This window comes from Novosphingobium jiangmenense (assembly GCF_015694345.1).
GTDB classification, from domain to species: domain Bacteria; phylum Pseudomonadota; class Alphaproteobacteria; order Sphingomonadales; family Sphingomonadaceae; genus Novosphingobium; species Novosphingobium jiangmenense.
On sequence record NZ_JADQDC010000024.1, the window covers coordinates 1 to 13,554 of the forward strand.

Annotated in this window: 10 protein-coding genes; 7 read left to right on the top strand and 3 right to left on the bottom strand. The window is 60.9% G+C overall.

Annotated elements, in window-relative coordinates; all coding sequences use genetic code 11:
* The 6 genes from I2488_RS19250 to I2488_RS19275 all read left to right on the top strand — a co-directional run.
* Positions 1-108: NAD(P)(+) transhydrogenase (Re/Si-specific) subunit beta (locus I2488_RS19250; protein WP_196277413.1), on the top strand; the 108-nt coding region annotated here is incomplete at its 5' end.
* Positions 109-448: 340 nt separating this feature from the next.
* Positions 449-1,756 (top strand): MFS transporter, encoded by a 1,308-nt coding sequence (locus I2488_RS19255; protein WP_196277414.1) that lies wholly within the window; start codon positions 449-451, stop codon positions 1,754-1,756.
* A gap of 63 nt (positions 1,757-1,819) precedes the next feature.
* Positions 1,820-2,875 (top strand): LacI family DNA-binding transcriptional regulator, encoded by a 1,056-nt coding sequence (locus I2488_RS19260; RefSeq protein WP_196277415.1) that lies wholly within the window; start codon positions 1,820-1,822, stop codon positions 2,873-2,875.
* 240 nt (positions 2,876-3,115) lie between these two features.
* Entirely contained in the window at positions 3,116-5,560 is a 2,445-nt protein-coding gene (locus I2488_RS19265; RefSeq protein WP_196277416.1) for a TonB-dependent receptor, read from the top strand.
* A 5-nt stretch (positions 5,561-5,565) separates the two neighbouring features.
* Positions 5,566-7,602 (top strand): glycoside hydrolase family 97 protein, encoded by a 2,037-nt coding sequence (locus I2488_RS19270; RefSeq protein ID WP_196277417.1) that lies wholly within the window; start codon positions 5,566-5,568, stop codon positions 7,600-7,602.
* A gap of 20 nt (positions 7,603-7,622) precedes the next feature.
* Positions 7,623-8,108 (top strand): LacI family DNA-binding transcriptional regulator, encoded by a 486-nt coding sequence (locus tag I2488_RS19275; protein WP_196277418.1) that lies wholly within the window; start codon positions 7,623-7,625, stop codon positions 8,106-8,108.
* Positions 8,109-8,780: 672 nt separating this feature from the next.
* Here the strand turns inward: I2488_RS19275 and I2488_RS19280 are convergent.
* On the bottom strand, positions 8,781-9,464 hold the full coding sequence (locus I2488_RS19280) for a beta-propeller fold lactonase family protein (RefSeq protein ID WP_196277419.1): 684 nt from the start codon (positions 9,462-9,464) through the stop codon (positions 8,781-8,783).
* A gap of 37 nt (positions 9,465-9,501) precedes the next feature.
* Positions 9,502-10,242 carry an SDR family oxidoreductase gene (locus tag I2488_RS19285; protein WP_196277420.1) on the bottom strand — a complete coding sequence of 247 codons (741 nt, stop codon included), beginning with the start codon at positions 10,240-10,242 and terminating at the stop codon, positions 9,502-9,504.
* 215 nt (positions 10,243-10,457) lie between these two features.
* Here I2488_RS19285 and I2488_RS19290 point away from each other — a divergent pair, with 215 nt between their 5' ends.
* Entirely contained in the window at positions 10,458-12,659 is a 2,202-nt protein-coding gene (locus I2488_RS19290; protein ID WP_196277421.1) for a hypothetical protein, read from the top strand.
* A 27-nt stretch (positions 12,660-12,686) separates the two neighbouring features.
* Here I2488_RS19290 and I2488_RS19295 read toward each other — a convergent pair whose 3' ends face one another.
* The gene (locus I2488_RS19295) at positions 12,687-13,388 is read right to left on the bottom strand and encodes an IS6 family transposase (protein WP_196277422.1); all 702 of its coding nucleotides are present in this window, start codon (positions 13,386-13,388) and stop codon (positions 12,687-12,689) included.
* Between the last annotated feature and the right edge of the window lie 166 nt (positions 13,389-13,554).

The following is a 13,554-nucleotide window of genomic DNA, read 5'->3' on the forward strand; positions in this document are numbered from 1 at the left end:
GGCTATGCCGGAGTCGACAACGACGTGTTCTACATGGACCAGACGATGATGCTGCTGGCCGACGCCAAGAAGATGGTCGAAGACATCGTCAAGGCGCTCCAGCACTGATTGGGGCAGCACTGATGCGGGGCTTTCCGATTCCAACGCCTCGTACATGGCCTGTGTCCGCTGCAGCGAATATACGCTTGTTGCAGCTTGGCACACCCGGCCGTCACGCGAGATCTTCACCCGCTACCGCACCCCTTGGCAATGTTCGCCTCATGACCGAGGCCTTGCGCCAGGAAGACCGGCCGCCCTGTCCAGTTCGAGCTGGACTCCCGGGTCCGTCTGCAGCCACCGGAAGTTCGAGGACCGCGTGTCGAAAGCTGTGACTTTCGTTGACACCGGTATTGCCGACACACTGCTGTTCGCGCGACCATAGCCCCGAGGGATGGCCGGGATCTGAACAATGAACGGTGAATTGCCGCCAGTCACGCAGGGCCGCATTGTGGGTCTGAGTGCCGGCTATCTTGGTCTGCAGATCACGTTCGGCATCGAGAGCGCCAGCCTCAGCCGCGTTTATCAGGGCTTTGGGGCCGGCATCGAAGACCTGGCATTGCTGTGGCTTGCAGGGCCAGTGTCAGGGCTGCTGGTTCAACCGGTGATCGGCCGCCTAAGTGACAGGACCTGGACGCGGTTCGGGCGCCGTCGGCCATGGATGCTCGGTTCGGGAGCCATCGCGACTGCTGCGCTCACAGGGATCGCGTTCGCGCCGAGCCTTGTCTGGGCAATCGCAATGATCTGGCTGCTCGAAATCTCGATGAACGCCCTCAATGCACCCTACCGAGCGCTGGTCGGCGACACTTTGCCCGAGCAGCAGCATGGCAGGGGCTTTGCCATGCAAACCGTGTTCATCGGTGTTGGTGCATTCCTTGGTGCTATGGTGCCCAATGCCCTCAGTATTGCTGGAATGCCCAATGTCGTTGCCGAAGGTTCGACGCCGGTCTCGGTGCGCCTGGCGTTCCTTGCCGCGGCGACTTGCCTGGCGATCTCGGTTGTCGGCACGGTCCTCAAGGTGCGTGAATACTCGAAGGAAGACTACGCGCGCTTCGGCATCCGTTTGACGGATCAACAGGTGGACGAGCGCGAGGCCGGACGGACTTCGGCAGACTGGCTGGTCAATCTTCTTGCCTATCGGCGGATCGCGGCCATGCAGTTTTTTGCCTGGGCTGCGCTCTATCTGCTGTGGGTCTACGCAACGCCGGTCGTGGCCCAAGGCGCTTTCGCTGCGATCTCGGTAGAAGATCCGCGTTATGGCGACGGCGCGGACTGGGTCGGTGTCATGTTTGCGACATACAATGGCGTGGCGGGCCTCTTCGCCTTCATCTTGCCCCGCCTCTTCGAGAAGTTCGGCGTGTCTCGCGTTCATGCCGCTGCCCTTCTGGCCGGTTCTGTCGGCTTTGCAGGTGCGGCGCTGGCGGGAACGCCCTTGCTGCTGCTGGTCTGCGCTGGCCTGATCGGCATCGCCTATGCCTCGATGCTCAGCGCGCCCTTCGTCATGGCGAGCCGTATCGCCCGGCAGGGAGAGGCAGGCGGCGCGATCGGCCTGATGAACGTGTTCATTGTCGTGCCGCAGCTGGTCATGGGCTTGGGCATAGGGGCACTGGTCCGGATCTTTCTCTCGGGCAACCCGTCAGGCACGTTGCTCATAGCAGGGATCTTCTGCTTCCTCGCTGCCGTTATCACGGCGACCGGGGCAAGGCGCGCTGCAAATTAGGTTTGCAAACTGTGCAATAATTTGCGCAACTTCATCTCCACAGGCTACGCCAGGGAGAGTTGCATGGAAGATGGCCCCGGACGCAAGTTCACGCTGAGACACATTGCCGAGGAGCTCGGACTCTCCACCGCAACGGTTTCGCGGGCGATTGCGGGGAACACTGCAATCAGCGAGCAGACACGCGAACTGGTGGTCGAGACGGCGGCGCGGCTGGGCTACTCGGCGCCCAAGCGGGGGCCCAAGGGCAAGTCCGGCAAGGGGAACCTGCCAGAACAGGTCTGCGTCGTCCTGCCTGTTGCCACCGGGCATGGCGGACAACTCGGCAATCCGTTCGAGTTGTCGCTGCTCGGCGGCATCGGCGCTGCGCTAAGAGAAAGGCGTCGCGACTTCTCGATCAGTTGGCAAACGCCGCATGATGATCGGACTTTGAGCGAGTTCATCGACACCTCACACTATCGCGGGTTCATCTTCTTCGGGCAGTCGCAGTTTCATGATGCGCTCAATCGTTTCGGGGCGGCCAATCGCCCGATCGTGGTATGGGGCGTGGAAACCGAAGGGCAGCGCTACTGTTCGGTGGGCACCGACAACTATGACGGTGGCTTCCGCGCAACGCGCCACCTCATCCGGACCGGTCGGAAGCGCATTGCTTTCTTCGGATCCATGCCGCCGATCGCCGAGGCGCGGACGGCCCTGTCGCAGATCGCCCAGAGGCTCGAGGGCTACAAGGCTGCATTGACTGCTGAAGGCATTCCTTTTGATCCTGCAATCGTCCAGACCCCGTTCTCGAGCCGCTATGAAGGTGCTGATGCCGTCGACAATCTCGTCGAGCGCGGGGTAGCTTTCGATTCGATCGTTGCTGCCTCGGACATTGTTGCGCTCGGCGCTTTGCAGGCGCTCAAGCGGCATGGCCTGCGCGTGCCCGAAGACGTCGCGCTAATCGGCTATGACGATATCGACGTTGCCTCGTTCTCCAGCCCGCAGTTGAGCACCGTGCGGCAAGACGTGATCAAGGCAGGCAACATGCTGGTGTCCAAAGTGCTGCGCATGATGGACGGCCACCGCGCCGTATCCGAGCGATTGCCAACAGAACTGATCATTCGTGGATCCTGTGGCGCGTGACTGCAATCCTTCGCGCCAAGAATCGAAAAAGTTATGCAACTTCCAGCCATACGGCTTCGCGCGATAGCAATTAAACCGCTCTAAAACAGTGCATTATCATCCATAGAGCGGTTGGACGGACTGCAACTTTGGAGATTATTGCACAAATCCATTGCAATCGATTGTTGTTTTGCGGGAAAAGGGCGTCGGCCAGACGGCCACCAATGAGTCGTCTGCAAGCACCTTTTCAAGGGGGATGTCATGAAGGTTTCGACGCGTATCGCCGCGCTCTCCACTGTCGCACTCGTTGCGGTGGCCGCACCTGCCCACGCCCAGACTGCACAGCCTGCGGCCACGGACGAAGCTACTGCGGCTGACGACAACCTCGGCCTTGCCGAGATCATCGTCACCGGCGCCAGCTCGGGCCGCAAGAAGATGGAAACGTCTTACGCGATCACCACGCTTTCTTCGGCCGACCTTCAGCAGCGCGCGCCCGTCAGCATTTCGGAAGTCTATGCCACGGCTCCGGGGATCTTTGCGGAATCGTCGGGCGGCGAAATCGGCAACAACGTCTATTCGCGCGGGCTTCCCAACGACAACTTCCGCTACGTGCCCGTCCTCGAAGACGGCCTCCCTGTGTGGGAAGAAGGCGCCGGCGCCTTCACCAACGCAGACATCTTCTACCGCGTTGACCAGACCATCCAGAGCGCCCAGATCGTGCGTGGCGGTTCTGCTTCGATTACCGCATCGAACGCACCGGGCGGCGTGCTCAACGTCATCACCAAGAAGGGCACGGCCGACCTCCAGGGCCTCGTCAAGCTGGAGTGGGGCGATTACGATCACTATCGCGGCGACTTCAGCCTGACCGGCCCGATCAACGACAAGCTGCGCTTCAACGTCGGCGGCTTCTATCGCTCGAACAACGGCATGCGCGATCCGGGCTTCACCGGGAACCGCGGCGGCCAGTTCCGCGCCGGCCTTACCTATCTGCTCGACGATGGCGAAATCTACGTCGGCTATCGCAAGCTCAACGATCGCAACATCTTCTACACCGGCATTCCGCTCGCCAGCAAGAGCAAGGGCCTGCCCGGTCTCGATGCAGGCGATGGTACGGTGGTGTCCCCGGCGTTCCGCAGTATTGCCGTGCCCGACCTCTATGGCACGGGAACGAGTTCGATCGACCTTGGCAACGGTGTTCACACCAACACCGACACCTTCACCGTCACCTTGGACAACAAGTTCAACGACTGGCTGAGCGTCAGCGCCAAGGGGCGCTACACCGGCGGCGTGGTCGACTTCAACGCGCTGTTCAGCGATCAGGTCGCTGGCGCGCAGGCGTTCCTCGACAGCTCGCTGAGCCGTCTGCAAGCCGCAAATCCCGCCACCGTTCGCGCAGGCTATTTCAATGCAAACACCGGGGCCGCGATCCCCACGGCGAACATCGCCAATGGCCTGGCGCTGGTCCAGAACATCTTCTCGACCTATGTCGATGTCGACAATCTCGTCGGCGACCTCAGCTTCACGGCCAAGACGGGCAGCAACACGCTGACCGTTGGATACTATCACAGCCAGTTCACGCAGCGCCAGCAGTGGAACTGGAACAACGTGCTGACCGAGGCTGCCAACCAGCCCCGCTCGATTGACGTGTTCGGCCTTGATGCTGCTGGCAACAAGACCATCGGCCTTACCCGCAACGGCATCGTCGGCCTGCACAGCAACCTGCAGGACTTCCGCGACGATGTGACGGTCAACGCGCTTTATCTGACGGACTCCTTCGATATCAGCCCGGCTCTGCGCCTCGACTTCGGCGCACGCTACCACCACGTCAGCAAGAAGGGCACGATCGCCCAGAGCAAGACCGTCAATCTGGGCGATCCGAACACGGTGCTTGATGATGCCGTCACGGTACTCAGCGGTGCGATCACGCCGTACAAGTTCAAGACCGGCGAATGGGCCTTTTCGGCGGGCCTGAACTACACGTTCAATCCCGACCTCGCCGCCTTTGCCCGCTACAGCCGCAGCTTCCGCGTCACGCCGGAATTCTCGCAGTGGTTCAACTGCTGCAATCCGGTGGAAGACCGCATCGATCTGGTCGAAGCAGGCCTCAAGTACTCCTCGCGCCCGGTCTCGGCCTTTGTGACGGTGTTCTACAACAACTTCCCGAACATCTCGTTCAACAACATCGTTGCAGGCGCTCCGCAGACGGCAACTGCCGCTGCACGTTCATACGGTGTCGAACTCGAACTGGCGCTGCGGCCGGTCGAGATGTTCGAGGTCAACTTCTCGGGCAACCTGCAGTCGATCAAGTACACCGGGTTCAGCGGCGTCGACGGCAACGGTCCGTTCGACTTCAGCGGAAACCGCATCGTGCGCCAGCCGGCAATGACGTTCTCGATCCGCCCCGTCCTTCACCTGCTCGACGGCAAGGTCGATATCTACAGCAGCATCATGCACACCGGTAAGCGCTTTGCCGACGTTTCCAACCGGATCGATCTGCCCGCCTTCACCGAGGTCAGCCTTGGTGGTCGCTGGAACATTGCCGACAACCTCTCTGCCGAAGTCATCGTGACCAACCTGTTCGACACGGTCGGCCTGACCGAAGGCAATCCGCGTGCAGGCGTCATCAATGGCGTCAACGAGACCGCGTTCCAGGGCCGCCCGATCTTCGGTCGCCGGGTGCGCGCAGGCGTGACCTTCCAGTTCTGACGACGATGGTACTCCTGACTTTCATCCGTCAATTCACCTCCCACCTCGCCGTGGCAGCGCTTGCTGCCACGGCATTCTTTTCAGCGCCTGCGGTGCACGCGCAGGAATGGCTTGAGGTGCGCTCGCCCGATGGGCGGCTGGAAGTGGACTTCGCCGTCGACAAGGGCGAGGCTGTCTATCGTGCCAGCTTCAAGGGCAAGCCGATCATTGATCGGTCCCTTCTGGGTTTCCGCTTCAAGGACCGGGAGCCGCTGGTTTCAGGCCTGATGCTGTCCGACACCAGACGGACGTCGACCGATGCTTCCTGGGAGCAACCATGGGGCGAGCGCCGCGTTGTAAGGGACCAGAGCAACGGCCTGGTCGCGACCGTCAAGGCGCCGGACGGACGCAGCTTGCGCATCGAGTTTCGTGTCTTCGACGACGGGTTCGGCTTCCGTTACGTCCTCCCTGGCGAAACATCAGACCGCTTTGTCATCAACGACGAGGCAACCCAGTTCGCGTTCGCGCAAAACTACCGGGCCTGGTGGATTCCAGCCTATCGCGAGAAGTTCTCCGAGTACGAGTATTCGCGCTCGGCACTGTCCGCCTTGCCCGCGGTGCAGACGCCTCTCACCCTCGAAGGCGATGGCGTCGTCATGGCGGTGCATGAGGCCGCGCTGGTCGATTACGCGTCGATGAACCTGCGGCTGGTTGCGGACAACACAAAGATCCTCAAGGCCGATCTGTCGCCATGGTCGAACGGCGACCTCGTCCGCGGCCATGGCGGTCTGGTCACGCCGTGGCGCGCCGTGCTTGTGGCAGACAGCGCCGCGAAGCTTGCCGACTCTACCCTGATCCTCAACCTCAACGAGCCGAACCGGCTGGGTGATGCATCCTGGGCCAAGCCGATGAAGTACATCGGCATATTCTGGGGCATGCATATCGGCAAGTACACATGGGGATCCGGCCCTGACCATGGCGCGACCACCGCACGCGCACTGCAATACATCGACTGGGCAGCCACGCATGGCATTCCGGGCGTGCTGTTCGAAGGGTGGAACAAGGGCTGGGATGCGCCGCAATGGTGGCTGAATGGGCACTCACGCTTCATCCAGAACGAGGCTGCAGCGGACTTTGACATGGACGCGGTCGCCGCTCACGCCAAGGCACGAGGCGTGGAAATCGTCGGTCATCACGAGACGGGAGCCCAGGTGCAGGACTACCTGCGCCAACTCGAACCAGCGCTCGATTACTACGATCGGTACGGAATAAAGGCGATCAAGCTTGGCTATGTCGGTACGCGTCACGACATGGTCGAATGGCCCGACGGGCAGTATGCGGTCGAGAATTTCCAGAAGGTCGTCGAGGCAGCGGCAAAGCACCACATCGCGGTTTTCCCGCACGAGCCGGTCAAGGACACTGGCCTGCGCCGTACCTGGCCCAATCTGATGAGCCGCGAAGGTGCGCGCGGGCAGGAGTACAATGGCGGCAGTCCGGACACCGGCAATTCACCCGACCACCTCGCTATCGTTCCGTTCACGCGAATGCTGTCAGGTCCCTTCGAATACACTCCCGGCGTCTTCAACTTCGATTATAGGGACAAGCGCCCAATCAATCGTGTACCCTCGACGCTGGCACAGCAGCTTGCCCTCTTCGTGGTGATCTACTCGCCTGTGCAGATGGCGGTGGACCTGCCGGAAAACTACGAGGGCAATCCCGCATTCCAGTTCATCTGCGATGTGCCCACCGACTGGGAGCAAAGCCGGACTTTGGCGGGGCAAATCGGCGAGTACGTGGTCACGGCCAGGCAAGCGCGATCCGGAAAAGACTGGTTCCTTGGCGCCCTGACCAACGACACTGCCCGCAACCTGTCGGTCCCGCTGGACTTCCTCGAGCCGGGCAAGCGCTACGAAGCGCAGATCTATGCCGATGGGCCGGGAGCGGATTGGCGTACAGCCCCTGAGCGCATCCTTATGCAGCGAAAGATCGTCACCGCCAGAAGTGTTCTCACGCTTTCTCTGGCCTCTGGTGGCGGTCAGGCCATCCGCTTCCGCGCATTGTGACCCGCGACTTTGGTGAGGCAATGATCGAAGACCCTCAACCGCATGATGTCAGGACAATCGCCGACATCGCGAGGTTGGCTGGCGTCACCCCCTCTACGGTCTCGCGCTCGCTGGCCGGCAAGCCCGGCGTGAGGGCTGAGACGAGGCGGCGCATTGATGAGATAGCCAAAGCACATGGCTTTTCGATCAATCTCTACGCCAGTGACTTACGCCGGGGAAGAGGTTCGAAGCATCCCGCGCCCTGCGCCTCATCCGCTTCGGCCGGTCTCGCAAACGACCGATTTCTTGACCATGTCGCGAAGTCTATGGTCGACTTGGCGATCAAGAGCGGCGCTCAGATCAACCTTCTCGTCGATAACAGACTCTCTGATGATGGGCAAAACCAAGAGCACGTGACACTGACCTTCATGGCAGAAGGCCTGAATCGGGCTGCTGCTATAGCGAGCTATCGCATTGTCGTGTCCAAAATCATGGCCGACAAGAATGAGGCGCCATCAGCGCCATGATTCACCTCGCGAGACACTAGGGTCAGGACCTATTACTCACGCCTTCGAGGCGCCGGAATGGCGAACATATCGGGCGGAAATGCGCGCCGGAAAGGCTGGTTGCCTTTCCAAGCGGATTTCCGTTCGAGATGGAAGCCATTCCGGCGTCCCTTCGGGATTTGACCAAAATGGCCCATCGCTACGTTGGATGGGCTGGAAATAGAACCACTATTCCGGCGCCCATCCGCCTTGCACTGGGCCATTTTGCCTCAAACCTCGAAGGCGTGAGTAATAGGTCCTGACCCTAGAGTTTCACAAGGGAACTCCGATGTTTAAGGCGCTTGCTACTGCCATGATCATGGCGCCGGGCCGAACCGCACAACTGGCCGCAAAGTGGCGATGCGTATGTAGCCGCTCCACACGCCATTGGCAGCTGTTGGTGAAACACGGCCTTGGGCCGCGCAGCAGCGAACTACCTCGTCCCCCACAGGCCCAAGGCGCGATGTCTAATCCGTCGTTCGCCCTGACAGGGTGATTGGGTCATCCACGTCAACCCCGAGGTAGCGAACAGCGTTCAGAATGTCCCATGACGATTCTCCTGTGGCCAGAACAGCCTTCGGAAGAATGCCGAATTGCACTCGAGATATTCAGGTTCTCGCGAAGATCCGGCCAAGTCGTCGCCGCGAGCAAATCTCATGTGCTCATTATGAAAGCGGCTCCCGGCACCGCGACACCGGAAACAACTTTACCTTCGCGTGGGTCGATTGAGGCAACCAACCCATTCTTTTCATGGGCGACCACGAGGTGCTTGTTGACTTTGGCGAAATGGCGTGGCGACTGGCCTCCGCTGGCAAAGCATCTGACTTGGTGCAGCCGGCCATGAACCATTCGGAATGCCACCAAGGTGTCAGCTCCGCGATTGCTTGTCCAAATCAGTTCGTCTTCGACCAGAAGATGTCCGTCGAGATTGTCAGGCTTGTTTGACGGGTCAGTTCGTAAGGAGCCCAATGGCATAAAGGCTGCGTCGTTTTTGCAGAGCGCCACCAGACCACTGGAGAGTTCTCCGTTGACCACCATTCCGTCCCCCAATGCCGTAAGGTGTCGCGGCCCAAAACCGCGCGGTGTGCGAAACAGCTCGCATTTGTCGTAGAGTTCACCCACCGGATTGACGGATGCCGCGAATATGCGTTGCACCGGCTTGGCCCGATCCGCGAAGCAGGAGACATTGCCCGGCGTGACATGGTGCGCCACGTTCTGGTTCAGGCCCGCTCCTCCGTCCACGCTTTCTCGACCGTCACGGGCTTTCGTGCGCTGACCGAAATTCCCGGAAGCATCATCAGGGAAGTGCGGGTCAGGCGGCGTTTTGCGCGCCGGCATGCAGACCGCGGCACCGACCGCTGAGGCCGTCAGGCCGTCAGGCCGTTTTCTGCCGGATTGGCTCCATGCGCAGCAACGACACGTCGCAGCGTGGTGATCGCGTCAGCGCAAAAAGGATCCCCTCGGCGACCTCTTCGGCGAACAGCATTTCGCCCCGCTCAATCGCCGTGCGCTGCTCCTCTGCCGAACCTTCCTGCATATCGGTGCCAACCGAACCCGGTTCGATGACCGTCACGCGAATGCTCTTGTGGCCAATCTCTTTGCGCAGGGTCATGGCAAAGGCGTTGATACCGGCTTTGGTGGCTGAATAGACACTTTCTCCGCGCGCCTTGATGTCCGGACTGATCGAGCTGACCAGCACCAGATGGCCCTTCTGGCGCGGCAGCATCCGGTCGAGCGCCCCCCTCGCATAGGCTAGCGTGCCGACGAGGTTGGTCTCCACGACATAACGCCAGTCTTCATCTGCCATCTCGTGCAGGGGCTGCGCACCGAGAGCGGCGCAGGATATGAGCGCATCGATTTCTCCGAGGCGTGCATCGGCTGCGGCGAATACCCGCTCGACATCGTTACGACACGCGACATCGGCATTCATGCCGGCGCCTTCGTCGAGACCGGCGAGTTGCAAGGTCTCCGTCAATGGTTCCGCTTCACGCCCGATCGTGAAAAGCTGCGCACCTTCCCGCGCGAGTGCGAGAAATGCCGCCCGGCCGATACCCGTGGTGCCGCCGGTGATGAGGACGCGGAGTCCCTTCAGCGATCGTGCAAGGTCTTTGTCCATTTCGGGCGAATGGCTTCGGGTCGCGCCTGTTTCCGCGCATTAACGCAGGATCAGTTGGGTGTTCGGTTCATCGCTTTTGCAAATCGTTCCAATAGATTGACCTGTCCAAAAGGGAAACATCGCCGTCCCCGCAACGTTGAACCGACACAACCAGCAAGGGGACAACCACAATGGCGCGAGATGACGGCACTTCCCTTCTGACTCCGGAATTGGTCGTGGCCGAAAAGGTCATGTCGCACGATGGCGCGCGTCCGCTGACAAGGTCTGAGCACGGCGACCTCTCGGTCGAGGTCAAGTTCACTTCCGACGCGGTCTGGGTAATCCTGTCCCGGGAAGGCAGCGGCAGTCTCGCCTTGCGCTTTCCCGTCTTCGGAAGTGACGCCGTGGCACGGGTTCTTCCGACAGACGGAGCAATGGCATCGGTGGAATGGCGCGGGCCTGCCGGGCATGCCACCCTGCGCGTGACAGCCGATGCCTTTGGGCTTGAACAGTTTCGGGCGCAGTATTGCTTCACGCCGACAGCTCCATTGCGGATCGGTAAGCTGCCGCGAGACATTGTGGCGTTCGATATCGACGGCCAGCCCGATCCCTCTGGCGTCACGGTCGAGGCACAGCAGCGGAAGCTCAACACCGGGCTGCTTTACTTCACGCTGTGCTCGCGGGACTTTGGCAAGGTTTTGTACCTGCAGAATCTTTCCGCACTGAACTCCTACTTCAATGCCACCGGATCGAAGCCGGAAAATGCCGTGCAGGCCGATCTGCCCGAAATGGGCTATTCGCCGCCGCTTAACCCGGAGACCGGCTACGCGGACTTGCCAGCGGGCAAGGCGATCATGCTTTACGACACGATCCTTGCCGTCCGTGCCTACCCGCAAAGCGGTGAAGCAGACTCCGCATGGCAGTTCCTCGACATGATCGGCGGCATCTACCCCTGGCTTTCACCGCCCAAAGCCGACTTCCGCCACTGGCCTTCGCGCGCCGAAGCCACGGTGCAGGACCTGATGCACGCGCCAGAAGCCCGGATCGAGCACTTTGGCCACACCTATTTCCATCCCTACACCGCCAGCGAATATCCCGATGTGATGGTCCAGTTAGCCATCGCTTCAGCTTTGGACGACTGGGGGCGGTGGAAGGGTTTGAAGCATCCCCTGGTGCGCGAGATCATGGCCGGGATCGAGGGGTTCCATGACAAGGAGTTGAAAACGCTGCGGCGCTACTTGCCCAACGTCGGCAAGGACAAGAACGCCAATGCAGTCGACAGCTGGTATCTCTACCATCCCATGCTAAACCTTGCGAACCTTGCGATCGCGGGCAACGAGCAGGCCCGGAACCTTTTCCTCGACACCATCGACTACGGCATCAAGGCTGCGCATCACTTCAGATACAAGTGGCCGATCCTCTATGACATGCGCGATTTCTCGGTCATCCAGGAGGTGGCCGAGGCCGATCAACGCGGCCAGACCGACGTCGGCGGCATCTATGCCTGGGTCATGCTGCAGGCGTTCGAGCTGACGCTCGAGCGTCGCTTTCTCGACGAGGCCATCGCCGCGATCGAAGCGGCCAAGGGCATGCGCTTCGACCTCAACTATCAGGCGAATCTTACTGCCTGGGGTGCAGCGGCCTGCGTGCGGCTGTGGCGCATCACTGACAGGAAGGAGTTCCTCAAGCAGAGCTATGTCTACCTCGCCAGCTTTTTCCACAACGCGCAGATCTGGAACAGCGACATCGGCCTGGCGCAGCATTGGCGCAATTTCCTTGGGGTTACCTGCTTGCAGGACGCGCCCTACATGGCCGCCTACGAATGCTTCGACAGCTATTCCGCCTTTGAGCGCTATCTCGATTATGGCGGCCCCGACCTGATCCCGTCGGTGCGCCTGCTGCTTTCGGAATACTGCCGCCACGCGCTCGACCGGGCATGGTTCTACTACCCCGATGCCTTGCCCGAGGAAGGCGTGGCAAAGGAGCACATCCGCAACGGCTATATCCTGCGCCACCTCAACTTCCCGCTCGAAGACCTCTACCCCGACAGCCAGCCCGCAGGACAGGTCGGGCAGGAGATTTACGGCAGCGGATCGGCGCTGATCTATACCACGCGCAGCTTCCGCCGGATCGAAGGCGTGCCCTTCCTGATCTGGTGCGACGTCTTCGTCCGCGCCGTTCACAAGATCGATGCGACGACCATCAGCATGCGGATCGACGGACCTGCAGGAACCGAAGCTCGCCTCGTCCTCGTGATGGAGGACCAAAGCGCAGTCCAAGGCATCGAAGCACGATTGACCACGTCGGACGGCCGCAATCTGCCGCTGGAACCGAAGGACGGCCGCCTCGAAGCGCGCCTGCCTGCCGATGCATCGCTCCTCCTTGGCTGGAAAGAGCTCAAGGGAGCTGTCAGTCTAAAGCGAAACGTTCTCTGCTGACAAAGAGGCACCTGAGGCAGCCGGACCTCAGGATGCGAGGGACTGCCACTCGGCAAGAGCAGCCGAGCATCGCTTCTTGAAGGTCTGTCGATCGACGAGGTGGCGTTCCTCATAAAAGTGGTTGTGGAGAGAAGCGTGGACCGAGGCGAACTTCTGTAGCGCCTTCATCTGCCTGAAGCGGAGCATGGCACGCTCTCGTCGTCGGAAGGGCAGGTGGCTGTTCTCCACCCGGTTGTTCGCCCACCGCCCTATCTCCTTTTTGTCCTCACAGCCGAGCTCGGTCATGGCGGCGCCCGTCAGTCGTGATGCGCTCAGGCGACCGTGGCGCTTCAGGGCCTTGCGCATGAAGGTGAGGGCGGCTGCCTTGTCCCGCGTGCGGGTGACGAAGCTTTCTAGAACCTCGCCTTCCTGGTCTACCGCACGCCAGAGATAGACCATCTCGCCATTCAGCTTCACGTACATCTCGTCGAGATGCCAATGCCAATGCCGGAAGCCCCGCATGCGGTTCACCCGCTGCCGCCGGATGTCGGCCGCAAACATTGGTCCGAAACGGTTCCACCACAGCCGCACTGTTTCGTGGCAGATATCGATCCCGCGCTCGAAGAGCAGGTCTTCCACATTGCGCAGCGACAACGGGAAGCGCACGTACATCATCACCGCAAGCCGGATGATCTCTGGTGACGAGTTGAAATAGCGAAATGGGCTGGCGGGTTTGCGTGGTCTTGGCATCAGGCGAGGTTAGCGGACCGAACGTACGGCTCCAACTGGGTAACTGCTCACGAGGTTGGCAGAAAATGGTTGCGCGGTGACTCGGAGTTTGATTCACCCTTGGGATGGCCCCACCCCCGCTTCATGTGCTGAGCGAAGCTGAGAAGAACGAGCTTCTGCTTGCGCA